Below are 24,081 nucleotides of genomic sequence, written 5' to 3'. Positions count from 1 at the left end.
TTGTTTGCACTTTATCCTACAAATGATTCATTTCAGTAAAAATAGCTTGTCTTTTTTAAAAACCGTACTATAATATACAATTAGGTGCCAAACCTACGTGAGATTTATTCGTAAATCATCACAAAAAGGAACTCCATAACAGCACGGATTGCTGGGAGTTCTTTTCTATTAGCAGGCAGATGAGCGCCTGCTTTTTTATTTTGATTTAAAATTCCATACCATCTTTTTTCTTCTGAGAAAACCTCCAAAGTTACTCTACATACAAACAATGCATACACAATAAAAACTGCCAACCCCAAAAGAGGTTGACAGCCTAATTCTATTAAAATATTAAGTTCAGTATAAAATAACAAATGGCAGCTAAGGCAGCCGACGTTGGCATCGTAATAATCCATGTCATAACAATTTTGCGGGCTACTCCCCATTTAACGGCTTTTACTCGTTGTGCCGCGCCTACACCCATAATAGATGAAGAAATAACATGAGTTGTACTTACAGGCAAATGGATCAGCGTCGCACCGAAGATAATGGATGCGGATGCTAAGTCTGCAGCAGCACCATTAATTGGGCGAAGCTTCATAATTTTGCCGCCTACGGTTTTGATAATTTTATAGCCTCCGATAGACGTACCTAACCCCATCGCTGTGGCTGCTGCAATCCGCACCCATGTTTGAATTTCATCGCCTGTTTGCCAGCCTGCAGCAATTAACGCCATTGTCATAATACCCATAGCTTTTTGGGCATCATTGGTGCCGTGTGTAAATGATTGAATCGCTGCTGTACAAATTTGCAAGTAGCGGATCCCTTTATTGGTCTTATAAAGATGTGCCTTTTTAAAGATGACTTTGAAAAGAGACATCACAATGAATCCCATGGCAATCGCAATGAACGGCGAAAGAAGTAATGCTTCCAAAATTTTAAGGAAACCACCGTAATTCAAGATGCTAAAGCCTGCAGCTGCAATGGCTGCACCTGCAATCGATCCAATGATGGCATGCGAGGAACTAGATGGAATACCGAAATACCATGTCACTAAATTCCATATAATCGCTGCTATTAATGCTGCAAGAATTACCACTGACCCATTCTCTAAGGCGAAAGGATCGACAATATCCTTGGTAATGGCTTTCGCAACTCCTGTAAAAGTGATAGCTCCAATAAAGTTCATTACAGCAGCCATCATAACAGCTACTTTTGGCGATAATGCTCTTGTGGATACTGAAGTGGCAATCGCATTAGCTGTATCGTGGAACCCATTGATAAAATCAAATGCTAAAGCGAAAATAACAACGAGAACTGTTAATAGTATGATTGAATCCATGCTGCACTCACTTTCTATGCATTACGCATAATGATGGTTTCCATTGTATTTGCTACTTTTTGACATTCATCCGCAATATCTTCTAGTTGCTCGTAAATATCTTTAAATTGAATAATGCGGATTGGGTCTTTTTCATGTAAGAATAACTGTTTAATGGATACACGCAGTACTTCATCACATTTACTTTCGTAATCTTTTATTAAAATTGCATTTTCACGCATGCTTGTTAGATTTTTATTTTGCAATTTCTCCATTGCTTTCACAATTTCATCTGTACTCTTCACAATATATTCGATAAATGTATTCATAGATTCATCAATATCTGTTAACGCAAACATATCAAAATGTGCAATACATTCTTCCATGCCGTCCAGTACATCATCCATGCTGTTGGCTAGTGCCAAAATATCTTCACGTTCAATTGGAGTCATAAACGATTTATTCAACATCACAATTAACTCATGAATCAACGTGTCACCGTCAGTTTCATACTTTTTCATTTTTGTGCTAATTTCCTGTAGATCCTCAAAATTTTTAATTCGAAAATCATTGGCAAAATGCAAGGCTTCTTGTACATTCACTGATATTTTAACTAAGGCATCAAAAAATGGATCTACTTTCTTTCGACTAAACATAAAATCCCCCTGAAAAAGTTAGTATATACTATGTGCTGTTTGCAAAAATAGCATATCAGTAATTAAAATAAATTGCTTGTAAATTTACACTACTTAATAGAACATTTACAATCCTGTAACATTACTTACTAACTTTTTCAATAATTTCGATTTTATTCTCTTATAAACCTGAATATAAACTTCAACAACAAAAAAACCAGCCGCTTAGAGTGCGGGCTGGTTCAGTTTCAATGCTCGGTTGCCGATATCATTTCGCCAATGCAAGCCATCGTTCTTTATTTTTTTAATTTCTTCATACACTGTTTTATGTGCATCCTCCAAATCAGTTCCTTCAGCTGCAACAACTAGAATTCTTCCGCCATCTGAAATCCATTTACCGTCTTTAGATTGAGCTGTTCCAGCATGATAGATATGTACATCAGAAGATATTGTTTCCATTCCATCAAGTGAAATTCCTTTTGTATAATCTCTTGGATAGCCTTCAGCTGCAAGAACTACGCCTAGCACTGCCTCTTCTTTCCATTCTAGCTCCATGTCTCGTCCATCTAAAACAGCTTCGATGGCCTCTGCTAAATCAGAACCAAGACGTGGCAAGACCACTTGTGTTTCCGGATCACCAAACCGAGCATTAAATTCAATCACTTTAGGACCAGCATCGGTTAAAATTAGCCCGGCATACAGTACACCAGTAAATGGGCGTCCTTCTGTAGCCATCGCTTTTGCGGTCGGCATCAAAATATGATCAAGCGCTTCCTGCACGATCTCTTTTGAAATTTGTGGAACAGGCGAGTATGCCCCCATACCTCCCGTATTAGGGCCCGCATCTCCATCAAAAGCTCGTTTGTGGTCCTGTGCAATAGCCAATGGGTACACTTTTTCTCCATTTACAAAAGCCATGAAGGAAAACTCCTCTCCTTCTAAAAATTCTTCGATCACCAATTTTTCGCATGTTAATTCTGACAATGCCTGCAGCGCCTCTTCTTCTGTCATAGCCACTACTACACCTTTACCAGCAGCTAGGCCATCTGCTTTCAATACAATTGGTGCCCCTTTTTCCATAATGTAAGATTTAGCAAGAGCGAAGTCAGTAAAAGTTTTATAATGTGCTGTGGGGATGCTGTATTTTTTCATTAGATCCTTTGCATATGATTTGCTTCCTTCAATCTCTGCCGCTAGCTTTGAAGGTCCAAACGCACGCAGTCCAGCCGCCTCAAAATCGTCTACTAGACCCTCCATTAAAGGTATTTCAGGACCTACAATAGTGAAGGTAATTTGATTTTCTTTTGCAAATGCGATAAGTCCGATATGGTCATTTTCATGGACGTTACATAGTTCAGCAACATCGGCCATTCCTGGATTTCCTGGTGCTACAAAAACTCTATCAACATGCTCGCTCTCCGCAAGTTTTCTTGCAATAGCGTGTTCTCTGCCACCACGTCCTACTACAAGTACCTTCATCCAATCACCTCATTGTTAATGTTTAAAATGTCGAACACCTGTGAATACCATGGCAATTCCATATTCATCCGCTTTTTGTATAGAATCCATATCTCTAATAGAACCTCCAGGCTGAATAATGGCCGTAATGCCCGCTTTAGCAGCAGCTTCTACTGTGTCCTCCATTGGGAAAAAGGCATCTGAAGCCATAATACTGCCTGCTGCTTTTTCTCCTGCCTGTTCTAAGGCGATGCTAGCTGCTCCTATTCGGTTCATTTGACCTGCTCCCACACCAAGTGTCATTTGATCGTTGGAGACAACAATTGCATTGGATTTAACATGTTTCACAACCTTCCAGCCAAATTTCAACGCCTGCCACTCTGTTTCAGTCGGCTTCCGTTTTGTAGGCACTGTAGTTGTCGTTTCATCCAGCTTGGCATTATCACTATCTTGTACCAACAGCCCGCCTTCAATGGAAGAGATTCTTCTTTCTACATTTGAACTAGCCTCAAATGGGATGGTTAACAGACGAATATTCTTCTTCGCTTTTAAGAGATTGAGCGCTTCTGGTGTAAATGAAGGAGCGATAATAATTTCCAAGAAAATGCCGCTGAGTTTCTCAGCTGTTTTCACATCAACGGTTCGATTTAAAGCCACTATTCCTCCGAAAATAGAAGTTTCATCTGCTTCAAACGCCTTAGCAAAAGCTTCGGCTATTGTGTCACCTGTACCTACACCACAAGGATTACTATGCTTCACAGCAACCGCCGCGGGTTCTGCAAATTCCTTGGCAATTTGAATGGCCGCGTCTGCATCATTGATATTGTTGTAGGAAAGTGCTTTTCCATGAAGCTGTTTTGCTTTAGCGATTGAGAAAAGAGAGCCTAGTGGCTTTTCATAGAATGCAGCTTTCTGATGTGGATTCTCTCCGTAACGCAAGTTTTGTTTTAATTGGTAAGTCACTGTTAGACTTTCCGGATTTTCCTCCCCTGATAGCTCTGTCATATATTGGGCAATCATCGTGTCATAGGCTGCTGTATGGCGAAAAACCTTCGCAGCTAGCTTCCGATTTGTTTCAAATGAAACACTTCCTGTATCAGCTAATTCTAAAAGGATGCCTTCATAATCTGCTGGGTCAACAACCGCCGTAACATATTGATGGTTTTTAGCACTTGATCGAAGCATCGATGGTCCTCCGATGTCAATATTCTCGATGGCTTCTTCCCAAGTTACATCTGGTTTTTCAATGGTTTGTTGGAATGGATATAAATTGACGCAAACAAGCTGAATGGGTGCGATGCCATGCTCTTCTATCTGACGAAGATGGCTTTCTTCACCATGCTTTGCTAACAGTGCTCCATGAACCATTGGGTGGAGTGTCTTTACTCGTCCTTCCAAAATTTCAGGAAAACCGGTCACTTCACTGATGCCTGTCACTTCAATGCCCTCGTCCAATAGTGCCTTTTTTGTACCGCCTGTTGAAATAATTTCAAATCCAGCATTCTTTAAACCCTTCGCAAAATCAATAATCCCTTTTTTATCTGATACACTCAGCAATGCTCGTTTAGACATATGATTCCTCCTCAACCTATGTTTAAATGCTCTTGTTGAAATAGTTCTTTTAAAACAGATGGATAAAGACGATGTTCTACTATTTGAATACGTTTCTTCAACGACTCTTCCGTGTCATTCTCATAAATTCGCACGGACTCCTGTGCAATGACAGGTCCTGTATCCATGCCTTCGTCCACATAATGGACGGTGACGCCTGTCTCCTTTGCCTTTGCATCAAGTGCCTGCCCTATTGCATCTTTACCAGGAAAAGCTGGTAGTAGTGAAGGATGGATATTAATGATTCGTCCTTCGTATTCCCGTAGAATGGTCGGTCCAATAAGGCGCATATAGCCAGCTAAAATGAGATAGTCCACTCCTTCTACAAGTAGATGCTCTAGGATTACTTCCTCATATGCCTTTTTATCTTCGTATTCCTTTGGATTAAAGCAAAAAATAGGAAGTCCCAAGCCTTGTGCACGTTGTACAACATAAGCCTCGTGATGATCACAGACAAGAAGGGATGTTTTTATTTTTAGTTCTTTCTTTGCTTCAGCTTCCATGATGGATTGAAAGTTTGAGCCGTTACCTGATGCAAAAATAGCAATCTTTTTCATTAGGCAAACGACACTCCTTCCCCTGCAACTGTTTCGCCAATAATATAGGCTTCTTCACCTGATTTTTTAAATTGAGCTACAGCACGTTCGGCGTCTTCACCCTTCACGATCACAGCCAAACCAATGCCCATATTAAAGATTTGGTACATTTCATGCGTTGAGATTTGCCCTTTTTTCTGCAATAAAGAAAATATTGGGTGAACCTTCCAGGTGTCGAGTTTCACAGCTGCTCCTACTCCGGCAGGCAGCATGCGAGGGAGATTTTCTACAAAACCTCCACCTGTAATATGGGCCATTCCTTTGATTTCAAATTCTTGCATCGCAGCCTGAATAGCTCTTACGTAAATTCTCGTAGGTGTAAGCAGCACATCGCCTAGTACCCCATCAATCTCCTCAACATACTGATCCAAAGGCATATCTTCAACAACTTTTCGTACTAACGAAAACCCATTACTATGAATGCCGTTTGAAGCAAGTCCAATAATCACATCGCCAGGCTGGATGGATGCTCCTGTGATTAATTGAGATTTCTCACACGCCCCTACAGCGAAACCAGCCACATCATATTCATCCGCATCATACATGCCAGGCATTTCAGCTGTTTCGCCACCGATCAATGCACAGCCTGCTTGCTCACAGCCCTCAGCAATTCCTTTCACGATGTCTTCAATACGTTCCGGCACAGCTTTACCCAGCGCGATATAATCAAGAAAATAAAGCGGCTGTGCCCCCTGTACGGCAATATCGTTTACACACATTGCGACACAGTCAATGCCGATTGTGTTATGGCGTCCCATCTTCATCGCTAGAAGAAGCTTTGTCCCAACGCCATCTGTCCCAGATACTAAGACAGGCTCCTTTAAACCTAGTGTGGAAAGGTCAAATAGTCCGCCGAAGCCGCCAAGTCCACTCATCACTTCTGGCCTCATCGTTCTTGCCACATGTTTTTTCATGCGTTCTACGGATTCATAGCCGGCTTCAATATCTACACCAGCTTGTTTGTATGCATTTGCCATGGAATGACTCCTTTTCAGCATTTCTATTTTTTACCAAGATTAATTGTTTGAGCGTCAGTTAGCTCCCAATTTTACTTCTTCTACTGTTAGATTTTCTGATACAGATTCTGATGCCGGATAAATTTCCGTTGGGTATTGGCCTGTAAAACATGCTAAGCATTGCCCTCCATCTGCATAAGGCCTACCAATTCCCTTGACCATGCCCTCTACACTTAAGAAAGTAAGCGAGTCTGCTCCAATCAATTCACGAAGCTCCTCGACTGACAGTTTCGATGCGATCAGTTCGTCTTGCGTCGATGTATCGATACCATAAAAGCAAGGATTTTTAATAGGCGGTGAGCTGATACAAACATGCACTTCTTTCGCCCCCGCTTCTTTCAGCATGGCTACAATTCGTTTGCTTGTTGTTCCTCGTACTATCGAATCATCGACCATGACTACACGTTTACCTTCTACAACCCCTCTCACAGGTGACAGCTTCATTTTCACCCCTTGCTCCCGGAGAGACTGTGATGGCTGGATAAATGTTCGTCCGACATAACGGTTTTTTATGAGGCCCATCTCGTATGGAATACCAGATGCTTCCGCATAGCCAATCGCTACTGAAACGCCAGAATCGGGCACCCCTGTCACGACATCTGCATGGATCACAGATTCTAGCGCCAGCTGTTTTCCCAAATTTTTACGCGCTGTATGAACATTAATTCCATCTACATTGCTGTCAGGACGAGAGAAATAAACATATTCCATTGAACACATCGAGCGCTGTGTCGCATGTGCGAATCTCTCAGAATGAATGCCTTCCTCATTAATGATCACAAGCTCACCCGGTTCAATATCCCGTATAAATTGAGCGCCGACGATGTCTAAGGCGCATGTTTCAGAAGCTACAACAACCGCATCGCCAATCTTTCCTAAAGACAATGGCCTAAGACCATGTGGATCAAGAGCTACCATCATTTCCGTCTCGGTCATGATTAAAAAAGCATATGCTCCCTTTAACATCCCAAGCGCATTTTTAACACGCGTCTTCAAATCAGCAAAACCACCGCGTTTAATTAGATGAGCAAGAACTTCCGTGTCTGAAGTGGTCTGAAAAATGCTTCCCTGTGCTTCCAGCTGATCTTTTAACTGTGCCGCATTCACCAGATTTCCATTGTGTGCCAGTGCAAGCCCACCGCTTTGTGAGTTAAAGAGGAATGGCTGGACATTTTCATATCCGCCACCTCCTGCTGTTGCATAACGTACATGCCCAATCGCCGCATGCCCTGAAAGGCCTTGCATTTTTTCTGGTGTGAATATTTCTGTGACAAGCCCTTCGCCTTTTGCACCGGTTAGATTTTTTCCATCTGTTAAAACCATTCCGCAGCCTTCTTGCCCTCTGTGCTGGAGACTATGGAGTCCGTAATATGTAATATTTGCTGCATCCTGATGGCCCCATATCCCAAATACGCCGCATTCTTCATTTAAACCCTTTAATTCAGCAAGCATGGGATTGCTCCTTTCCACACATCCTGCAATTCTTGGACAGCCGCATCTATTAGTAGTTCTCCCTTTTCGTTATGAACGATAAGCGTTGGTGTGGACGTCACTTTACCGAGACATACAGCATCATCCATCACTGCTTCAAATGCAGCTTGATTCTCTTCCTTAATCGATAGAAGGAAACGAGATTGTGTTTCACCGAAGAGTGCTGCTGTTTCAATACCTTTTATAGATACTTTTGCTCCCAATTGATTTTGACCAAATAATGATTCAGCCAGTGCGATAGATAGTCCACCTTCAGAAATATCATGAGCTGATGCAACAAGTCCTGATCGAATCGTTTGAAGCAATTGGGATTGGCGCTTTTGTTCGATTTCTAAATCAATAGCTGGGGCACTCCCAAAGATCTTTCCTTCTACCATCTTTTGGAGTTCACTTCCACCAAACTCTTCCTTTGCCTCGCCGATGATATAAATCAAATCACCCGCATCTTTAAACGTTTGTGTTGTGATATGTGCTGTATCTTCAATAAGCCCTACCATGCCTACTACAGGGGTTGGGTATACTGCTTCACCATTTGTTTCATTGTAGAGCGAAACATTACCGCCAATTACCGGCGTTTTCAGCGTTCTGCAAGCTTCGCTCATTCCGTCAGCCGCTTGCTCAAGCTGCCAGAAAATCTCTGGCTTTTCCGGGTTGCCGAAATTCAAGCAATCTGTAATAGCAAGTGGCTCTCCGCCGGAACATACAATATTTCTAGCTGCTTCGGCTACAGCGATTTTCCCTCCGTTTTCAGGGTCTAAGTATAAGTAACGCGAATTGCAGTCTGTTGTCATTGCAAGAGCCTTTTTCGTTCCTCGAATGCGGACAACTGCGGCATCAGAGCCCGGCGCTACGACTGTATTTGTTCTCACCATATAATCATATTGGTTGTACACCCACTCTTTGCTGGCAATAGTAGGCTGTGCCAAAAGATTCAAAAGAGTCTCTTTATAATCTGTAACCACTGGAACTTTTACGTTCATTGCTTGGAAATCGCTGAAAAACTGCGGCTCTTTTGATGGTTTATGATAGACTGGTGCATCCTCGGCAAGTGCATCCACCGGCACCTGTGCTACTTTTTCGCCCTGATGGAATAGTGTCAATTGGTGATCATCTGTTACTCTTCCAATCGATACGGCTTCAAGGCCATATTTCGAAAACAATTCGACGATTTCGTTTTCACGACCCTTTTTAACAACAAGTAGCATGCGCTCCTGTGACTCGGAAAGCATCATTTCATAGGCGGTCATATTTGTTTCGCGTTGTGGAACATGATCGAGATGCATTTCAATGCCAGAACCAGCTTTGCTTGCCATTTCGGCAGAAGAACTGGTTAAACCTGCTGCACCCATATCTTGTATGCCAACAAGCGCATCTGATTGAACAAGCTCAAGACATGCCTCAAGCAATAGTTTTTCCATAAACGGATCACCGACTTGAACGGCAGGGCGTTTTTCTTCGGATGCTTGGGAAAGCTCCTCTGAAGCAAATGTAGCTCCATGAATTCCATCGCGTCCTGTTTTTGCACCTACATACATGACAGTATTCCCTATGCCATGCGCTTGGCCTTTTTTGATATCCTTATGTGCAATTAAACCGACGCACATCGCATTGACAAGAGGATTGCCTTCATAGGAAGAATCAAACTGGATTTCTCCTCCTACTGTTGGAATGCCAATGCAATTTCCATATCCTGCAATACCTGCAACTACTTCTTTGAACAGGTATTTCACACGAGGATTTTGCAGTTCTCCAAAACGAAGCGAATTTAATAAAGCAATAGGGCGTGCTCCCATCGAAAAGACATCACGGATAATACCCCCTACACCTGTGGCAGCTCCTTGATAGGGTTCGATAGCCGATGGATGATTGTGGCTTTCGATTTTAAATACAACGGCTAAATCGTCACCGATATCGACAATCCCTGCTCCTTCACCTGGTCCCTGTAATACTTTTTCGCCTGTTACAGGAAACTTCTTTAAAATGGGCTTTGAATTTTTATAGGAGCAATGTTCTGACCACATGACAGAAAAAAGACCTGTTTCCGTGTAGTTAGGCGTGCGTCCCAGAATTTTTTCAACCAATGCAAATTCTTCATCAGATAATCCCATTTCAGCATACAAACGATTTTCTTTAATGGATTCAACAGTAGGTTCAAGTAGTAACGACATGTGATTCCCTCCAGCTCTTAACGATTGATTGGAACAGCTTCAGCCCGTCCTCTGATCCTAAAAGCGCATCTACAGCTCGTTCAGGATGTGGCATCATACCCAGCACATTGCCTCTCGCATTCATAATGCCGGCAATATTCTCGAGGCTTCCATTCGGGTTTTCTTCATGATAGGTAAACAGGATTCTATTTTCTTTTTTTAATTCTTCTAGTGTTTGATCATCGCAATAGTAATTTCCTTCACCATGTGCAATCGGAATGGAAAGCACTTCACCAGTTGTATATAGATTCGTGAAAGGAGTCTGACTGTTTTCTACTTTTAGTTTCACATTTCGGCAAATAAATGAAAGCTGTTCATTTCTTCTCATCGCGCCAGGTAAAAGGCCTGCTTCCAATAAAATTTGAAATCCATTGCAGATGCCAAGCACAGGCTTCCCTTCCTCAGCTGCCTTAACTACCTGCTCCATGATAGTTGAAAAACGCGCAAGCGCCCCACTTCGAAGGTAGTCTCCATAAGAAAATCCTCCAGGAAGCAAAATGCCATCGTAGCGTTCTAGATTATCTTCAGTATGCCAAACATAATCCACCTCTTCACCAAGCTCATCCTTGATGGCATGGTACATATCAGCATCACAGTTCGAACCAGGAAATACAATGACAGCAAACTTCATAGCGCGGCAACCTCCTTGATATCGTAGCGATAGTCTTCAATCACCGTGTTTGCCAGGAGTTTCTGGCAAACTTCATTAACCAAACCATCTATATCTTGTTCTTTTTGATCAATGGTAAGTTCAAGATATTTACCAATTCGTAATTCTTCAACTCCTTTATAGCCAAGGCTATGCAAGGATTGTTTTACAGCCGAACCTTGAGGGTCTAATACACTTTCACGCAATGTAATATATACTTGTACCTTATACATGGATTTCTTCCTCCAATTTCATGAGAATCGTTTGGTAAGCTTCTGTTAAACTGCCTAAGTCCCGGCGAAAGACATCTTTATCTAGCTTTTTATTTGTAGCTGTTTCCCACAGTCGACAAGTATCCGGCGATATTTCATCCGCAAGTAAAATTTCACCATCAGCTGTTTTGCCGAACTCCAATTTAAAATCTATAAGCGTAATGCCAAGCTCTTGAAAGAACGCACTCAACACCGCATTCACCCGCTGTGCATATTGTTTTAACACAATCACATCAGTTGGATCAGCAATCGCCAGTTCTTCAATATGATCTTCATTGAGCAGTGGATCGCCCAATGCATCATCTTTATAGTAAAATTCAACAAGTGGTTTAGAGAATGGCGTTCCCTCTGCTATACCGAGCCTTTTGGACAGACTACCGGCAGCTTTGTTTCGCACTACTACTTCCAATGGAATAATGGATACTTTCTTTGCAAGGTGCTCTCGTTCGGAAAGTTTCTGGATGAAATGAGATTGAATGTTTTCGCTATGAAGTTTTGAAAACAGCAAACTTGTAATCGAATTATTTAAAACCCCTTTGCCTGCAATCTCTGCTTTTTTCTCCCCATTAAAAGCAGTGGCTTCATCCTTATATTGTATTAGGACTACATCTTCCTGATCTGTTGCGTATATCTTTTTTGCTTTCCCTTCATATAACATCTCTCTCTTTTCCATTCCTGCCCCTCCATTTTCCGAATAGTATGACTAAATAATTGATAAAATACGCCATAAAGATAGTCAAACACCCATTTCAATATATGTGCATGATTTATGTGTTTAAGGGTGTTTTCCATAATCCGCTTTTTTCAATTTGCACAAGAGCTTCTTCTGTATTCCGGTGAAGAATATTAATATGGCCCATTTTCCGATTAAACGCCGCTTCTTTTTTTCCATAAATGTGATACTTCCACCCATGACTATGTGATATGGTTGTAATCGCGTTCTCCATATGCTGTCCCAGCAAATTCATCATGACAACGGGCTTTAGCAATTCGGTACTTCCTAGTGGCCAATTACAGATTGCCCGAATATGCTGTTCAAATTGTGAGGTTTCGCAGGCATCCAGCGTGAAGTGTCCTGAATTGTGCGGTCGTGGTGCGAGTTCATTCATAATCACTTTATCTTCTTCTGTCAAAAACATCTCGACCGCAAGCGTGCCGACAACTTCTAGATTTTCTGCGAGCATCATTGCCTGTTTGGTAGCCTCTTCGACTGCTTTTTCACTGATGCGGGCAGGTACAATGGTCTGTGCTAAAATATTGTCTTGATGAATATTTTCAGCAATTGGGAAGCACGTGCATTCACCGTCTGCTTTTCTAGTCAAAATGACAGATATTTCTTTCACGTAGGGCACCCAAGCTTCTAATACACAGATACCGCTTTGTATAAGATCGCTTGCGCGAGATAAATCTATACGGCTCTTTATTACAAGCTGCCCTTTACCGTCATAACCGCCGCGAGCTGTTTTTAACACGCACGGAAATCCTATTTTTTCTACCCCGATTGCAAGTTCCTCCAAGGTTTGAATGACACAATATGGAGCGACCTCAACACCGCTGGACTTTAGAGCCGTTTTTTCAGCAATACGGTTTTGGCTGATTCTTAATAATGCAGAGCCTTGAGGCAAATACGCATAATCACTAAGCCAATTCAATGCTGGAGAGCTAATATTTTCGAATTCAAATGTAATGACATCACTTACACCTGCAAGTTCTTTTAATTTTTCTGTATCATCATAAGCGCCAATAATTTCAATATCTGCTACCTGTGCACATGGCCCATTTGGAGTTGAATCTAATACCGCAACACGAAACCCCATCGCTTTCGCAGCAATGGCCATCATTCTCCCAAGCTGTCCTCCGCCGATAATGCCAATCGTTTGCCCCGGTACAATCACAGGGCTATGTAAGTTGTTCACTGCTGTTTAGCACCTTCTCCCTTGTCTCATTGCGCATTCTTTCTAACTTTTCCGCTAACATTTCATCTGATGTCGCCAAAATTTGAGCAGCCAGCAGGCCAGCGTTTGTTGCACCTGCTTTCCCGATTGCTACTGTTGCGACTGGCACACCGCCAGGCATTTGCACAATCGATAAAAGAGAATCTAACCCATTGAGCGCCTTTGTTTGTACTGGAACGCCAATAACGGGAACCGTTGTCTTAGCAGCTGTCATACCTGGTAAGTGGGCCGCTCCTCCTGCACCAGCGATTATTACTTTTATGCCGTGTTCCTTTGCCCCTTCGGCATATTGGAATAATAATTCTGGCGTTCGGTGAGCTGATACTACTCGTTTTTCAAAGTCGATTTTCAGTTCCTCTAAAATGGCACATGTATGCTTCATTGTTTCCCAATCAGATGTGCTTCCCATAATTACCCCAACTTGTGGCATCTCTTTCCCTCCATCTAACATAAAGATTAAGTAAGACATCACTCTACTCTGCATTCTTTTGAAATAAAAAAACGGACAGATTACTTTCAAAGAGAAAGTAGTCTGTCCGGAAAGTGAAAATGGGTACACTGGTCCCATTCTATCCAGCAAACGGTTCTACTTTCTCTCATAGTCCAATAATTTACGGTTATTGGGTAGAAACTTTCGGGCCATATTCCCGGGGATATATGAGAGAATTGCTTATTACACCCTGATAATACTACAGGATTATCCAGCTGTCAAACCAATAATCGAACATTATATAATTTTATTTATATAATGTTCGCTTTTTAAATAACTAATTATAAACCGCACCGCTCCAGACGGCGCTTTCCGCTGGCTTGGCTTCAATCTCCTCATCACTTCGTTCTTGCGGGGCTTTCAGCTCAAGCTTTTCCCGCAGGATACGCCGTCTTCCGCTACGCTATAGGATAAAGATTGTTCTATCTTTTTGTGCATGATACGATGAATTAAGGGATTTACATTTTTAGGTTTTTTGTAGTTTAATACATAGTTTGATGAATTCCATTATAAAATTGAGGACTAATTAAATTGGAAGCAGGGGAAACGATGAAATATAGAAAATTAGCTTATATGTCACTAATATTAAATTTACTGTTTACTTCTACTGTGATTATGTTTGCTGTTTTAAGTATGTATGTTGATCAATTATCTGATGATTATTTTGAGCATTGGATTTATTATATTCCAGTGTATGTATATATTTTATTAGGAATTTCTGTACTTATTACAGTTTATCTATTCTTTAAAAGAGATAGTAAAGCAACACTATAAAAATATATTGACCCGAAAATTATTCTGGAAGAAAAACGATGAATTATATATCTTGTTGTTTTTATTGGACAGTTTATTAAATTGTGAAGGACGGAAGAGCGGATATGAATCTTAACGGGTTTATTTTAACTTTAATTGTGGGATTCATCTTAATCTTATTAGGTTATTTAATTTGGTATAAGAAGATGCTTTTTCTAATTGCGGGTTATAATGAAACAACTTTTGAAGGGGATAAAGAAAAGTTAGCAAAGGGCACGGGCATCGTTCTTATCTTATTAGGTATAGTTTTGATAGTTTTGCCTTATTTTCTATACTGGTTTGGAAAAACTCTAGTCTATTGTTTACTCGCTATTATAGGAATAGCTGGAATAATAGTAGTTATTATGATGAAGAGTAAACCATAGTTTAAATCGTCTATTTTTCATTCTTCTAATAGAATCACATAAAAAAGGATAAATAGAGCTGTTTCAATCGTCTCTATCTATCCTTTTTAAGCATTTAAAGTTGTAATGACAACGTACTGTTTCTACTTGCCCTCTGATTTTAAATCCGTCATATAGCTTGTATCATTATATGTTTCTAATAACCATTTCTCTTTTTCATATGATATTGTGCTAATTCCACCGTTTGATAAGCGAGGGACTTCTGGAAAAACTGTCATCCTTTCAACCATATCAAAGATTGTATGGATGACTGCACCATGTGTGACTAAGATAACCTCATCGTGGGGATAGCTTTGCTGAATCTTTTGCAAACCCTTTGCTAACCTTTGGCAGAGACTTTCCATAGATTCTTGGTTCGGATATTGCTTGCTTGGATATAATTTCAAACGTTCTTCTAGTGTTAGTCCTTCTGCCTTGCCAAAGTTTCGTTCTTTAAACTCGTCTATCAAAATTAATGGCAGGTGCAGCGTTTCATTCATTATAGTAGCAGTTTGCCGTGCTCTTTGAAGTGTGCTACTAAAAATAGCTTGGCAATTTTTATCTTGAAAGTAATTCCTACAACCAATCGCCTGCCGCTTCCCATTTTCATTCAGTACAGTATCTGTCCCACCTTGAATTTTCCCCGCTAAATTCCAATCTGTTTCCCCATGGCGAAGCATATAGATTTTTGTCATTGATACACCTACCTTGCCGCTTTTGTAAAACCTGCCTTTTTGGCTTCCTCTTCTGTACAAAATGTTTTTTCCGGTTTTACATTATTGTACTGAGCCATTCCTGGCATGTGGTATAGTTTATTTCCTTTGCTGTTGATATTGCCTTTAATCGTACAAGCACTTTTTTCGTTATCTTTTTGTCGGTAAGTCCCGTTTGAATTTTTCGTATGTTGTTGCTTTTCAACGACAGATTTGACAAATCCTCGATCCGTCACATATCCGTCATATCTCCATATCCCTATCTTCTTTTTCTTAGCTTGTTCTTGAATATCTTTAAATTCATTTACATACTTTGTATTCGGCTGATAGATATAGCCAACACGTGCTAGTCCCTCAGCCACTAATTGTTCTTGCACACTTTTTCCATCTGCATAGACATAAGCTAGCAGGCGGCCATACTTGTCCTCCTTATCGCCAACATCAAACTCTAAGGAAACGTTTTTAGCATGATTCAATATCTCTCTATTTTTAGACTGTGCCTCGCGCCCGTATGGCTGCTCCCCAAGTTGTTTATGATACATCTCGGGTGTATCAATCAATAAGTAGCGAACTTTTTTTAGTTCACCATTATATTTTACCTTAATTGTATCGCCATCCATCACGCTTATTACCTTTACAGATACCTTTTCTGATGTTTCAGTTTCTTGTTCATTGCTAGAAGAATTGTCCAATGTACAGCCGGCAAGTACTACAAGGACCAAGCTGCATAGTAGGATGATCCACCATTTCATACTATCACCATATTTTCTTTATAAATTTGCATAACGCGACGAAACAGCGCCAAGTATGACGCTGCCCAAAGACGCTATACTCTGTCTCTTCCTGCAATGGATTCACCTGTTTCTTCGACGTCGCGAATACGGTGTGCTAGTCGAGAAGAAGCAGATGCAGCAATGCTTGCAATCAAATCATCTAAAAAAGTGTGGACGCCTGTTCCGTCTCTAGTATCCAATTTCTTGATGATGCCGATTTTTTGCTTATCCAAATGTCCATACGTTGTCATTGCTATACTTCCATATGTGAGGACAGAGCCTATCGCAAGTGTTTCATCAATGCCAAAAAGGCTCTCATCTGACTCGATTAATTGCTGCAACGGCTGGGATAGCATTCCCTTTTCTGCTAGTTCATCTAATTCAACTCCGACGAGAATAGCATGCTGTACCTCTCTCTTATTGAGAACCCGTTCGACTGATTGAATGCAATGTGCTAGTGTCAAGCCGTTGCTATAGGGATATTGCATCTCAAATACAATTTCGGCGATATCGCTAATCAACACGCCACGTCGCGCAATTGCTTCTTTAGCTGCATTTCGGACGCTTTCGGAGGATATATTCACTTTTTCATTATACATAATAATGACCTCATTTCTCCCTATATTTCTTATTATACCTTTGCAAATTCATATGTTACAATTTCCCTACAGAATGTTGAAGGGTGTGTTTGGTATGGGACAAGGAACTATTAACGATATAGCATTTTTTAGCGAAGCACTACAAGAAGAATTACATTTGTTGATTTATCTACCAGAAAATTATTCACCGCTTTACAAATATACTATTTTAATCGCTTCTGACGGGCGCGACTATTTTCAGTTAGGACGCATTTCTAGAATTGCCGATGAATATTTGGCAAATGAAGAGATTGAAAATTTAATTATTGTGGGCGTTCCATATAAAAATGTGGAAGATCGTAGACGCAAGTACTTGCCAAATGGCGACTTACATACCGCTTATTTGCGTTTCTTAGCACATGAGCTTGTGCCCTATTTAGACAAAAATTATTCCACTTATCATATGGGCATGGCCCGGGCACTCATTGGTGATTCTCAAGCAGCCACAGTATCTTTGCTTGCCGCTGTTGCCTATCCTAATACTTTTGGAAAGGTACTTCTTCAATCCCCGCAAGTGAATGAAGAGGTGCTTCAGAAAGTCCAAGAAATGAAAGATCCTCATGCTTTTTCGGTATATCATGTTATCGGTTCTTTAGAAACGGAAGTTGTGACGATGGATAAAAAAGTAAAAGACTTTTTGACACCAAACCGAAAACTTCACCAACTGCTTAAGGAACTAGGTGTTGATACGTTTTACGATGAATTTGAGGGCAAACATACGTGGAAATTTTGGCAAGCTGACTTAAAAAGAGCTATCCGACAAAATTTCGGTCAAAAATAAATAGTTAGGTAATAACCTTTACAGTAATTTCTGCTATACTGAAAATTAAGTTAATTATTTTTCTATTAAGGAGGTTTTCATAATATGAAATATGGAATTGTTGCATTCCCATCAAAAGAAATCCAAGATTTTGCCAACTCTTATCGTAAAAGATATGATACCCATTACGCAAAAATTACTCCGCATATTACATTAAAAGGAGAAACAGAAATCCAATCTTCTGAAATTGAGGAAATCTCAGCATCTATTAAGAAGGTGTGCGAACAATTTAATCCGCTAACTATTTCTATTTCAAAGATTAGCTCTTTTGCACCTGTTAATAATGCCATTTATTTAAAAGTGGAGCCGACAGAACAACTTATGCACTTACACGAGGCATTAGAAAATGATGTTGCAGGCGGCGAAGCAAAATATAAATTTGTACCTCATATTACGATTGCCCAAGATATGAGCGCTGGAGAACATGATGATGTCTTTGGCCAATTGCGCATGACAAAGGTTGATTTCAACGAAACAATTAATCGTATTCATTTGCTTTATCAGTTAGAGGATGGTTCTTGGACAGTGTTTGAAACTTACCGACTTAGAGGAGAAAAGTAATTATTGGTTTTCGCTAAGATTGTTGAAACAGAAAAAGAATTGCAGGATGCTTTTTTTGTTCGAAGAGAAGTGTTTGTGAAAGAACAAGGAATTCCTCAACCTTTAGAAATAGATGAATATGATGAGAGTGCTACACACTTTGTCGCATACTTTGATAATCGACCGATTGCCGCTGGGCGTGTAAGATTTACAGATGAACTAGTAGCTGTTGTAGAACGCGTATGCGTTTTACCAGATTTCCGGCGAAAGCAGATTGGTATTCTCATGATGAATTGCCTAGAAGATTTTATTCATGGCTCAGAGATTCGTAAAGTAAAGTTGAATGCCCAAACGCATGCTATTCCTTTTTACGAGAAACAGAATTATATCATCACTTCTCCAGAATTTCTCGATGCCGGAATACCTTACCGCGCTATGGAAAAAATAATATAACAGCAAAAAAGCTACGATGTCTATGAATCTCAAGTACATCGTAGCTTTTTATATGGAAGAAGTATGGAAGGGTTTAGGTTGATCCATTGATGAAATGAGCATATTAGACATATAAGTTGCAAATCAATCCCTTATCCGTTTTATTCACAATTTCGTGATCATAAGAATCAGCTGTATGGCGTTTAGGCCTGTGTATGATTGGTTGGTGTACAGGTGTAGATCTTTTTTTCTCTACATAGAAAGATTGCTTCATCGTTTGCCTTTTTTGCTCTAACTCCTGCTGAAACTTTGATGAATTTTTCACTTTCTCAACACGTTCCACGTATGAATAGGATTCTCTTGTTTGTGCAGAGCGATTGATATATTGAGCAGCTTGATAGTCATTGATTGGTAAAATATAACTCATTATAAGCACCCCCGACAGTTTTTTATCCTTTATACCCTATATGTTTAAAAGATAAACATCATGCCAGGGGAAACTTATATTAAAGCATATCTTGGATTTTACTTATGTCCAAATTCTTGCCATTCTTCATAATAGAATTGACAATTTGCTCTTCTAGATCTTTTGAAACGGGCTTATTTGCAAGCTTCGCTACTTTTTTTACGATTTTACGTACTTGACGTTCATCTTGAAAGTCGGCGTTTTGAATGGCATTTGCTAGTGCGAAGACTTCTTCCATTGGAACCCCAGTCTTTTGTTCGATTTTACGAAAGAAAGGTGAATTCATTCAATATCCTCCTCTAGCAAATGAAACTTGCGCCAACAATAATCAACAAGATGAATAAAACAACGATTAAAATGAAAGTAGATCCACCGTAAGAAGATCCACCACCATCATAACCATAGCAGCCTCCGCCGAAGCCGCCTCCGTATCCGTAACCGCCTCCGCATCCGTATCCCCATGACATTTACATCCCCTCCTCTCTTTTCTCTATATCCTATGCCTTTTGGAAAAGAGAGACCGGGCGTATGTCTATGGATGCTGACCTTTTGAGTGGAAAATAAGCGCACCAATCATACCAAAAACAATTGCTGCACTGATACCCGAACTTGTCACTTCGAACATTCCTGTCAGAACGCCAATCCATCCATGCTTTTCTGCTTCCGCTAGAGCACCGTGTGTCAAGGAGTTACCAAAGGAGGTAATCGGAATAGTTGCACCAGCTCCAGCAAAGTCAATTAACGGTTCATACAAATTAAAGCCGTCTAAAACTGAACCAAGAACAACCAGAATACTTAAAGTATGTGCTGGGGTCAGTTTTCCTAAATCCATAATCAGTTGCCCTACAACGCAAATAAGGCCACCTACAATAAAAGCAATCAACAATGTTGCAAACATATTTATATCCTCATTTCATTGAAATTTCGATGGCGTGTGCCGTGCAAGGAATAGACTCATTTTGCTGAACAGTAAGCGGCGAAAGCAATGCTCCTGTTGCGACTGCTAAGACCCTTTCATACTTCTTCTCATTCAATCCCTTTAGAATAGTACTGAAAAAGACAGATGCAGAGCACCCCGCGCCACTTGCTCCGGCAAGAAAGGTTTGATCATCTCCATAGAATTCTGCTCCGGCATCACGGATTTTCATAACATCTTGCTGAGCCATTCCTTCCTTAATTAAACATTCCTGTAATATTGGAAGACCAACCTTCGCCAAATCTCCCGTAATGATTAAATCGTAGTCGCTTAATGATTGTCCTCTTCCTTTTAAATGCCTTGTAATTGTGTCGCAAGCTGCAGGTGCCATAGCTGCCCCCATATGGAAAGGATCAGTTTGCTGTAAGTCGATGGATTTTCCGACAGTTGCGGCCTCTATTACAGGACTATTCATCTGCCCTTTCGCAATTAATGCATAGCCTGCTGCTGTAACGGTCCATTGTGCTGTACCAGGTTTTTGACCGCCATATTCCACTGGATATCGAAATTGCCTTTCAATGGAGTTATGCTGGCTTGCAGCACCAGCCAACGCATATTTACTTGCCCCTAATTCTGTTAGTAATGCTGCCACAATAGCTCCGGATATGGAAGTAGCACAGGCAGAATAAAGTCCAAGATATGGAATACCTAACGTAGACGCTAGAAAGTTGGAGGGAGTCATTTGATTAACTAAATCTCCACTCATAAGGAAGTCAACATCACGTTCTTTAATGTTCGCTTTTTCTAATGCAATTTTGCATGCTTGAAGAGCCATCTGCTTATGGCCCTTTTCATTGGATTTCTCTTCTGCTCTTTCATCATCTAAAAGAAGGTCAAAATCAGCAGCAAATACACTTTTTTTCTCTAAAGGGCCACCTACTACTCCAGAAGCAATAATGGAAGGCTTTGACGGAAAATAAATTACTCCTTGATCCATTACCAATTCGTCACCCCCACTGTTACTAAAAGAAGTTTTACTAGTGCTACAACAAAGGCTGATACAACGCCGAATACAATAACAGATCCTGCTAATTTAAAAATATTGCCTCCAACACCCAATACATATCCTTCTGATTTATGTTCAATGGCTGATGAGATAACAGCATTACCGAACCCTGTAACCGGTACGGCGCTACCTGCTCCTGCAAACTGTGCAAGTTTCTTATAAAGCCCGAATCCAGTAAATAGCATAGCAAGGAAAATCATTGTAGCGACTGTCGGGTTTCCCGCTGTTCTTTCTGTAAAATTAAAATAAGCCATATAAAAGAACGTAATCAGCTGGCCAATTGTACAAATGATGCCGCCTACGAGAAAAGCCTTTAAACAATTTTTTATAATGGAAGGTTTTGGCGACAGAGATTGTTGTAAAGTATCATATTGTTTTGCATCCATTAAGTTTGCTCCTCCGCTAATTCTTTTAAATTTTTAATTTTTTCTTTTACCTTCTTCTCGCTCATTTTCTTTTCGTTTAAACGATCTGTTTCCATTATTATCTTTTGATCTGTACTAACTAGCACATCGCGATCAGGAAGCGCACGCTTAATTTCTTTTTTCCACTTCTTTTCATATTTCTTTTTATTCCATTTTGAAAACGGCTTTACCTCAACACCTACAATTGCCTCTTTTTTTGTAAATAAGACAGATACCTTTTGGACATGTTTGTCATGGCCTAAAACTTTTTCTACCGATTGCCGTTCTTCCTGATATTTGTGGTCATCATTGACTGAGATAGCTGCACTATTTGATTTTCCACATCCAGCAAGCACAGTTAATAGAGCAATAAACATCAACAGGCTTTTTTTCATATCTTCTTCCCCATCCTTTTTATTGATAGTATGCGAATTTTAAATTCAAATTATTCAAAAGCAATAATGATAATAGCCTGCGCCATCCCACTAAATAGCCATATAGTATAAAGAATTGGAAATAAGGAGGTGAATTTGAATGGGTTGTGGAAGAGAAAGTACAAGTGTGAGCCCAATTATGGGAGGAAATTGCGTATGTGACGTATTACAGACAATTTTAGACCTCCAAGTTCAACGTGAAAATAACGAATGCGGTACTTGTCCTACTAGCTGTTTCCTAGAACCTCTAGGCGGTTTAGTAAGTCCATCAAGATCCAATGCTGATACTCGTGTATTTATGCTAGTGACTAAAGATGGCACGCCGTTTAAAGCTTTCTTCAAAAACTCTCGTCACCATCATCGTAATTCTTTAGAGAGTACGTCACTAGGCGGAATGAACATGAACAATCATCATAATCAACAGCACCATAATCAACAACATCATAATCATAATCAATCTTGCTTCTCTGTATTTTTCCGTGTAGAAGATATTTTTGATGACTGCTGTGCAACATTACGGGTATTAAAACCGAATCGAAACATCCTAAAAGAATGCGGCTCCATCGACTTCAATAAAATTTGTGAAGTAACTGACTTCGAACTTACAGATAGTTGCATTACCGTAGATCTAAATTGCTTCTGCGGCGTACAATGTGTGCAAGATGTCTTCTTAGACGTTTGCCGATAAAAAGCTCGCTCAAGGTGAAACAGCGTCGTAATATGGCAAAGGGCCCTAATCTATGATTAGGGCCCTTTGTTCTTTTAGCCCAGTCTCTTTTTTTAATAAGGCATATGCTATAGAGAATCTGAATAAGGATGTGATATTAATGGGTTGTGGAAAAGAAAGCTCAAGCAGTTCAAGCTCAAGTTCGAGCTCAAGCGTTAGACCAATCACTTCAGCTAATTGTGTGTGTGATGTGGTGCAAGCAATCTTAGACATTCAGACACAGGACATCACTAATGATTGCCAGTGCCCTTCTAACTGTTTCTTAGAACCGCTGGGTGGCTTGGTAAGTCCATCTAGATCAAATGCAGACACACGTGTGTTTATGTTATTAACAAAAGACGGCACACCATTTAAAGCATTTTTCAAACCGCGTCATCACGGTTCGCATAATAACAGTACAACACATCATAACGGATGTTTTTCTGTATTTTTCCGTGTAGAAGATGTATTTGATGGCTGTTGTGCAACATTGCGTGTACTAAAACCAAACAAAAACATTCATAAAGATTGCGATTGCGGCTCAATCGATTTAAATGCAATTTGTGATGTAACTGATTTTGAACTTACAGATAGTTGCATTACTGTAGATTTAAATTGCTTCTGCGGCGTGCAATGCATCCAGGACGTCTTCTTAAATGTTTGTCCTGATTAACAAAAATACCTAAACCAGAAAACGAATAGACGCTAAAAAGCGGGATTCTCCTTTACTATGGTGAATCTCGCTTTTTTCATACAAATTTTTTATGGAAGTGGTATATTATTTTGCAATAAAAAAAGCCTAGAAAATATCTAGGCAAGTTTTAAAAATTGATTTTAAGATTCAGCATCGATTTTGTCTTTTTCAACATGTTGGACCTGTGGTTTAAAGAATGAGCTTCCTCTCCACACCAAATCAGAGATTTCCCAAACCTTATACGTTAACACTGTTTCAGAGGTACGAATAAAGACATCCTCTGTCTCACTATCAAATTTCTTTACTACTCCAGTGATCTCCTGCCCATCATGCAGTACAAATACAAGCGGCTGATATGCCCTTTGCTGAAATGGCTTTGACAGGAAATGAAGCCTCTCTTTTCTTTTTACTAATTCACTGTTATCTAAATTATGTGTACTTGGCTTTTGAGCACTCTCAAAATGCTCTGTTTGGTCCTCGATTACAATACTTTCAATTAGCTCCGCACCTGTTTCCACAGGGACTGTTTCTCTGAAAAAAGCAGGGGGCGTTTTGATAAAAAGGAGTGGGTCTTTTCCCACAATCACACATCCTTTTTATTTT

At 40.2% G+C, this 24,081-nt stretch carries 32 protein-coding genes and 1 riboswitch; of the genes, 7 read left to right on the top strand and 25 right to left on the bottom strand.

Annotation, left to right across the window (positions count from 1 at the left end):
• Nucleotides 1-104 precede the first annotated feature (104 nt).
• From M2M59_RS03755 to purE, 14 genes are all read right to left on the bottom strand, one after another.
• Nucleotides 105-293 (bottom strand): hypothetical protein, encoded by a 189-nt coding sequence (locus tag M2M59_RS03755; RefSeq protein WP_249775558.1) that lies wholly within the window; start codon nucleotides 291-293, stop codon nucleotides 105-107.
• Between the two features lie 29 nt (nucleotides 294-322).
• Nucleotides 323-1,321 carry an inorganic phosphate transporter gene (locus M2M59_RS03750; protein ID WP_147194472.1) on the bottom strand — a complete coding sequence of 333 codons (999 nt, stop codon included), beginning with the start codon at nucleotides 1,319-1,321 and terminating at the stop codon, nucleotides 323-325.
• A 14-nt stretch (nucleotides 1,322-1,335) separates the two neighbouring features.
• Nucleotides 1,336-1,956 (bottom strand): DUF47 domain-containing protein, encoded by a 621-nt coding sequence (locus M2M59_RS03745; RefSeq protein ID WP_066784901.1) that lies wholly within the window; start codon nucleotides 1,954-1,956, stop codon nucleotides 1,336-1,338.
• 204 nt (nucleotides 1,957-2,160) lie between these two features.
• Complete coding sequence (gene purD, locus M2M59_RS03740) at nucleotides 2,161-3,414, bottom strand: phosphoribosylamine--glycine ligase (protein ID WP_147194474.1); 1,254 nt, start codon at nucleotides 3,412-3,414, stop codon at nucleotides 2,161-2,163.
• Nucleotides 3,415-3,429: 15 nt separating this feature from the next.
• Nucleotides 3,430-4,965: a bifunctional phosphoribosylaminoimidazolecarboxamide formyltransferase/IMP cyclohydrolase gene (gene purH, locus M2M59_RS03735; protein ID WP_249775557.1), complete on the bottom strand. Its 1,536-nt coding sequence runs from the start codon at nucleotides 4,963-4,965 to the stop codon at nucleotides 3,430-3,432.
• Between the two features lie 11 nt (nucleotides 4,966-4,976).
• On the bottom strand, nucleotides 4,977-5,561 hold the full coding sequence (purN, locus tag M2M59_RS03730; RefSeq protein ID WP_249775556.1) for a phosphoribosylglycinamide formyltransferase: 585 nt from the start codon (nucleotides 5,559-5,561) through the stop codon (nucleotides 4,977-4,979).
• Nucleotides 5,561-6,577: a phosphoribosylformylglycinamidine cyclo-ligase gene (purM, locus tag M2M59_RS03725; protein ID WP_249775555.1), complete on the bottom strand. Its 1,017-nt coding sequence runs from the start codon at nucleotides 6,575-6,577 to the stop codon at nucleotides 5,561-5,563. Before purM ends, purN begins: the two co-directional genes overlap by 1 nt.
• 54 nt (nucleotides 6,578-6,631) lie before the next feature.
• Nucleotides 6,632-8,068 carry an amidophosphoribosyltransferase gene (gene purF, locus M2M59_RS03720; protein WP_249775554.1) on the bottom strand — a complete coding sequence of 479 codons (1,437 nt, stop codon included), beginning with the start codon at nucleotides 8,066-8,068 and terminating at the stop codon, nucleotides 6,632-6,634.
• Entirely contained in the window at nucleotides 8,053-10,275 is a 2,223-nt protein-coding gene (gene purL / locus M2M59_RS03715) for a phosphoribosylformylglycinamidine synthase subunit PurL (protein WP_249775553.1), read from the bottom strand. Before purL ends, purF begins: the two co-directional genes overlap by 16 nt.
• Entirely contained in the window at nucleotides 10,259-10,945 is a 687-nt protein-coding gene (gene purQ, locus M2M59_RS03710) for a phosphoribosylformylglycinamidine synthase subunit PurQ (protein WP_249775552.1), read from the bottom strand. Before purQ ends, purL begins: the two co-directional genes overlap by 17 nt.
• The gene (purS, locus tag M2M59_RS03705; RefSeq protein ID WP_249775551.1) at nucleotides 10,942-11,196 is read right to left on the bottom strand and encodes a phosphoribosylformylglycinamidine synthase subunit PurS; all 255 of its coding nucleotides are present in this window, start codon (nucleotides 11,194-11,196) and stop codon (nucleotides 10,942-10,944) included. The genes purQ and purS overlap by 4 nt, the downstream gene beginning before the upstream one ends.
• Complete coding sequence (purC, locus tag M2M59_RS03700) at nucleotides 11,189-11,908, bottom strand: phosphoribosylaminoimidazolesuccinocarboxamide synthase (RefSeq protein WP_147194497.1); 720 nt, start codon at nucleotides 11,906-11,908, stop codon at nucleotides 11,189-11,191. The genes purS and purC overlap by 8 nt, the downstream gene beginning before the upstream one ends.
• Nucleotides 11,909-12,002: 94 nt before the next feature.
• The gene (gene purK, locus M2M59_RS03695; RefSeq protein ID WP_249775550.1) at nucleotides 12,003-13,151 is read right to left on the bottom strand and encodes a 5-(carboxyamino)imidazole ribonucleotide synthase; all 1,149 of its coding nucleotides are present in this window, start codon (nucleotides 13,149-13,151) and stop codon (nucleotides 12,003-12,005) included.
• Nucleotides 13,135-13,620, bottom strand: coding sequence for a 5-(carboxyamino)imidazole ribonucleotide mutase (purE, locus tag M2M59_RS03690; RefSeq protein ID WP_147194502.1), 486 nt, complete (start codon nucleotides 13,618-13,620; stop codon nucleotides 13,135-13,137). The genes purK and purE overlap by 17 nt, the downstream gene beginning before the upstream one ends.
• Before the next feature lie 149 nt (nucleotides 13,621-13,769).
• Nucleotides 13,770-13,871, bottom strand: a riboswitch (purine riboswitch).
• Nucleotides 13,872-14,229: 358 nt separating this feature from the next.
• On the opposite strand from purE, the gene M2M59_RS03685 reads away from it, so the two are divergent.
• Entirely contained in the window at nucleotides 14,230-14,454 is a 225-nt protein-coding gene (locus tag M2M59_RS03685; RefSeq protein WP_249775549.1) for a hypothetical protein, read from the top strand.
• A gap of 104 nt (nucleotides 14,455-14,558) precedes the next feature.
• Nucleotides 14,559-14,858, top strand: coding sequence for a DUF3784 domain-containing protein (locus tag M2M59_RS03680; protein WP_249775548.1), 300 nt, complete (start codon nucleotides 14,559-14,561; stop codon nucleotides 14,856-14,858).
• 122 nt (nucleotides 14,859-14,980) lie between these two features.
• Here the strand turns inward: M2M59_RS03680 and M2M59_RS03675 are convergent, their stop codons facing one another.
• From M2M59_RS03675 to M2M59_RS03665, 3 genes are all read right to left on the bottom strand, one after another.
• A complete protein-coding gene (locus M2M59_RS03675) occupies nucleotides 14,981-15,571 on the bottom strand; it encodes a histidine phosphatase family protein (protein ID WP_249775547.1) in 591 nt (196 codons plus the stop codon).
• 8 nt (nucleotides 15,572-15,579) lie between these two features.
• Complete coding sequence (locus M2M59_RS16490) at nucleotides 15,580-16,341, bottom strand: thermonuclease family protein (protein ID WP_305882100.1); 762 nt, start codon at nucleotides 16,339-16,341, stop codon at nucleotides 15,580-15,582.
• Between the two features lie 74 nt (nucleotides 16,342-16,415).
• Nucleotides 16,416-16,961, bottom strand: coding sequence for a phosphatidylglycerophosphatase A family protein (locus M2M59_RS03665; RefSeq protein WP_249775546.1), 546 nt, complete (start codon nucleotides 16,959-16,961; stop codon nucleotides 16,416-16,418).
• A 94-nt stretch (nucleotides 16,962-17,055) separates the two neighbouring features.
• Between M2M59_RS03665 and M2M59_RS03660 the strand changes: the two genes are divergently transcribed.
• From M2M59_RS03660 to M2M59_RS03650, 3 genes are all read left to right on the top strand, one after another.
• Nucleotides 17,056-17,781, top strand: coding sequence for an alpha/beta hydrolase (locus M2M59_RS03660; RefSeq protein WP_150283737.1), 726 nt, complete (start codon nucleotides 17,056-17,058; stop codon nucleotides 17,779-17,781).
• Between the two features lie 84 nt (nucleotides 17,782-17,865).
• Nucleotides 17,866-18,381: a YjcG family protein gene (locus M2M59_RS03655; RefSeq protein ID WP_249775545.1), complete on the top strand. Its 516-nt coding sequence runs from the start codon at nucleotides 17,866-17,868 to the stop codon at nucleotides 18,379-18,381.
• Between the two features lie 3 nt (nucleotides 18,382-18,384).
• Nucleotides 18,385-18,813 (top strand): GNAT family N-acetyltransferase, encoded by a 429-nt coding sequence (locus tag M2M59_RS03650; RefSeq protein WP_147194521.1) that lies wholly within the window; start codon nucleotides 18,385-18,387, stop codon nucleotides 18,811-18,813.
• Between the two features lie 103 nt (nucleotides 18,814-18,916).
• Here the strand turns inward: M2M59_RS03650 and M2M59_RS03645 are convergent, their stop codons facing one another.
• The 7 genes from M2M59_RS03645 to M2M59_RS03615 form a co-directional block, all read right to left on the bottom strand.
• Nucleotides 18,917-19,219 (bottom strand): hypothetical protein, encoded by a 303-nt coding sequence (locus M2M59_RS03645; RefSeq protein WP_249775544.1) that lies wholly within the window; start codon nucleotides 19,217-19,219, stop codon nucleotides 18,917-18,919.
• A gap of 79 nt (nucleotides 19,220-19,298) precedes the next feature.
• On the bottom strand, nucleotides 19,299-19,544 hold the full coding sequence (locus M2M59_RS03640) for a stage VI sporulation protein F (RefSeq protein ID WP_147194527.1): 246 nt from the start codon (nucleotides 19,542-19,544) through the stop codon (nucleotides 19,299-19,301).
• Nucleotides 19,545-19,557: 13 nt separating this feature from the next.
• On the bottom strand, nucleotides 19,558-19,725 hold the full coding sequence (locus tag M2M59_RS03635; RefSeq protein ID WP_147194530.1) for a YjcZ family sporulation protein: 168 nt from the start codon (nucleotides 19,723-19,725) through the stop codon (nucleotides 19,558-19,560).
• Between the two features lie 65 nt (nucleotides 19,726-19,790).
• Nucleotides 19,791-20,156 carry a stage V sporulation protein AE gene (gene spoVAE, locus M2M59_RS03630; protein WP_147194533.1) on the bottom strand — a complete coding sequence of 122 codons (366 nt, stop codon included), beginning with the start codon at nucleotides 20,154-20,156 and terminating at the stop codon, nucleotides 19,791-19,793.
• A 10-nt stretch (nucleotides 20,157-20,166) separates the two neighbouring features.
• On the bottom strand, nucleotides 20,167-21,171 hold the full coding sequence (locus M2M59_RS03625; protein ID WP_249775543.1) for a stage V sporulation protein AD: 1,005 nt from the start codon (nucleotides 21,169-21,171) through the stop codon (nucleotides 20,167-20,169).
• Nucleotides 21,171-21,626, bottom strand: a complete 456-nt coding sequence (gene spoVAC, locus M2M59_RS03620) for a stage V sporulation protein AC (RefSeq protein ID WP_066784830.1) — start codon at nucleotides 21,624-21,626, stop codon at nucleotides 21,171-21,173. The genes M2M59_RS03625 and spoVAC overlap by 1 nt, the downstream gene beginning before the upstream one ends.
• Nucleotides 21,626-22,039: a YhcN/YlaJ family sporulation lipoprotein gene (locus M2M59_RS03615; RefSeq protein ID WP_150283734.1), complete on the bottom strand. Its 414-nt coding sequence runs from the start codon at nucleotides 22,037-22,039 to the stop codon at nucleotides 21,626-21,628. The genes spoVAC and M2M59_RS03615 overlap by 1 nt, the downstream gene beginning before the upstream one ends.
• 139 nt (nucleotides 22,040-22,178) lie before the next feature.
• Here M2M59_RS03615 and M2M59_RS03610 point away from each other — a divergent pair, with 139 nt between their 5' ends.
• On the top strand, nucleotides 22,179-22,766 hold the full coding sequence (locus tag M2M59_RS03610) for a CotY/CotZ family spore coat protein (protein WP_147194538.1): 588 nt from the start codon (nucleotides 22,179-22,181) through the stop codon (nucleotides 22,764-22,766).
• A 139-nt stretch (nucleotides 22,767-22,905) separates the two neighbouring features.
• Nucleotides 22,906-23,457, top strand: a complete 552-nt coding sequence (locus tag M2M59_RS03605) for a CotY/CotZ family spore coat protein (RefSeq protein WP_150283733.1) — start codon at nucleotides 22,906-22,908, stop codon at nucleotides 23,455-23,457.
• Between the two features lie 161 nt (nucleotides 23,458-23,618).
• Here the strand turns inward: M2M59_RS03605 and M2M59_RS03600 are convergent, their stop codons facing one another.
• Nucleotides 23,619-24,059 carry a hypothetical protein gene (locus tag M2M59_RS03600; protein WP_249775542.1) on the bottom strand — a complete coding sequence of 147 codons (441 nt, stop codon included), beginning with the start codon at nucleotides 24,057-24,059 and terminating at the stop codon, nucleotides 23,619-23,621.
• Between the last annotated feature and the right edge of the window lie 22 nt (nucleotides 24,060-24,081).

The sequence above is a fragment of the Rummeliibacillus sp. G93 genome, assembly GCF_023515935.1.
GTDB classification, from domain to species: Bacteria; Bacillota; Bacilli; order Bacillales_A; family Planococcaceae; genus Rummeliibacillus; species Rummeliibacillus stabekisii.
This window is presented reverse-complemented; position numbering and strand designations above follow the sequence as displayed.

Coding starts and splice junctions, on each gene's coding strand:
- M2M59_RS03610 (WP_147194538.1), top strand. CDS start 22,179: ATGGGTTGTGGAAGAGAAAGTACAAGTGTGAGCCCAATTATGGGAGGA.
- M2M59_RS16490 (WP_305882100.1), bottom strand. CDS start 16,341: ATGAAATGGTGGATCATCCTACTATGCAGCTTGGTCCTTGTAGTACTT.
- M2M59_RS03680 (WP_249775548.1), top strand. CDS start 14,559: ATGAATCTTAACGGGTTTATTTTAACTTTAATTGTGGGATTCATCTTA.
- M2M59_RS03615 (WP_150283734.1), bottom strand. CDS start 22,039: ATGAAAAAAAGCCTGTTGATGTTTATTGCTCTATTAACTGTGCTTGCT.
- purQ (WP_249775552.1), bottom strand. CDS start 10,945: ATGAAGTTTGCTGTCATTGTATTTCCTGGTTCGAACTGTGATGCTGAT.
- spoVAC (WP_066784830.1), bottom strand. CDS start 21,626: ATGGATGCAAAACAATATGATACTTTACAACAATCTCTGTCGCCAAAA.
- purH (WP_249775557.1), bottom strand. CDS start 4,965: ATGTCTAAACGAGCATTGCTGAGTGTATCAGATAAAAAAGGGATTATT.
- M2M59_RS03660 (WP_150283737.1), top strand. CDS start 17,056: ATGGGACAAGGAACTATTAACGATATAGCATTTTTTAGCGAAGCACTA.
- purM (WP_249775555.1), bottom strand. CDS start 6,577: ATGGCAAATGCATACAAACAAGCTGGTGTAGATATTGAAGCCGGCTAT.
- purD (WP_147194474.1), bottom strand. CDS start 3,414: ATGAAGGTACTTGTAGTAGGACGTGGTGGCAGAGAACACGCTATTGCA.
- M2M59_RS03745 (WP_066784901.1), bottom strand. CDS start 1,956: ATGTTTAGTCGAAAGAAAGTAGATCCATTTTTTGATGCCTTAGTTAAA.
- M2M59_RS03655 (WP_249775545.1), top strand. CDS start 17,866: ATGAAATATGGAATTGTTGCATTCCCATCAAAAGAAATCCAAGATTTT.
- M2M59_RS03685 (WP_249775549.1), top strand. CDS start 14,230: ATGAAATATAGAAAATTAGCTTATATGTCACTAATATTAAATTTACTG.
- purF (WP_249775554.1), bottom strand. CDS start 8,068: ATGCTTGCTGAATTAAAGGGTTTAAATGAAGAATGCGGCGTATTTGGG.
- purS (WP_249775551.1), bottom strand. CDS start 11,196: ATGTATAAGGTACAAGTATATATTACATTGCGTGAAAGTGTATTAGAC.
- purN (WP_249775556.1), bottom strand. CDS start 5,561: ATGAAAAAGATTGCTATTTTTGCATCAGGTAACGGCTCAAACTTTCAA.
- purL (WP_249775553.1), bottom strand. CDS start 10,275: ATGTCGTTACTACTTGAACCTACTGTTGAATCCATTAAAGAAAATCGT.
- M2M59_RS03605 (WP_150283733.1), top strand. CDS start 22,906: ATGGGTTGTGGAAAAGAAAGCTCAAGCAGTTCAAGCTCAAGTTCGAGC.
- spoVAE (WP_147194533.1), bottom strand. CDS start 20,156: ATGTTTGCAACATTGTTGATTGCTTTTATTGTAGGTGGCCTTATTTGC.
- M2M59_RS03645 (WP_249775544.1), bottom strand. CDS start 19,219: ATGAGTTATATTTTACCAATCAATGACTATCAAGCTGCTCAATATATC.
- M2M59_RS03750 (WP_147194472.1), bottom strand. CDS start 1,321: ATGGATTCAATCATACTATTAACAGTTCTCGTTGTTATTTTCGCTTTA.
- M2M59_RS03675 (WP_249775547.1), bottom strand. CDS start 15,571: ATGACAAAAATCTATATGCTTCGCCATGGGGAAACAGATTGGAATTTA.
- M2M59_RS03640 (WP_147194527.1), bottom strand. CDS start 19,544: ATGAATTCACCTTTCTTTCGTAAAATCGAACAAAAGACTGGGGTTCCA.
- M2M59_RS03635 (WP_147194530.1), bottom strand. CDS start 19,725: ATGTCATGGGGATACGGATGCGGAGGCGGTTACGGATACGGAGGCGGC.
- purE (WP_147194502.1), bottom strand. CDS start 13,620: ATGCCACAAGTTGGGGTAATTATGGGAAGCACATCTGATTGGGAAACA.
- purC (WP_147194497.1), bottom strand. CDS start 11,908: ATGGAAAAGAGAGAGATGTTATATGAAGGGAAAGCAAAAAAGATATAC.
- M2M59_RS03665 (WP_249775546.1), bottom strand. CDS start 16,961: ATGTATAATGAAAAAGTGAATATATCCTCCGAAAGCGTCCGAAATGCA.
- M2M59_RS03625 (WP_249775543.1), bottom strand. CDS start 21,171: ATGGATCAAGGAGTAATTTATTTTCCGTCAAAGCCTTCCATTATTGCT.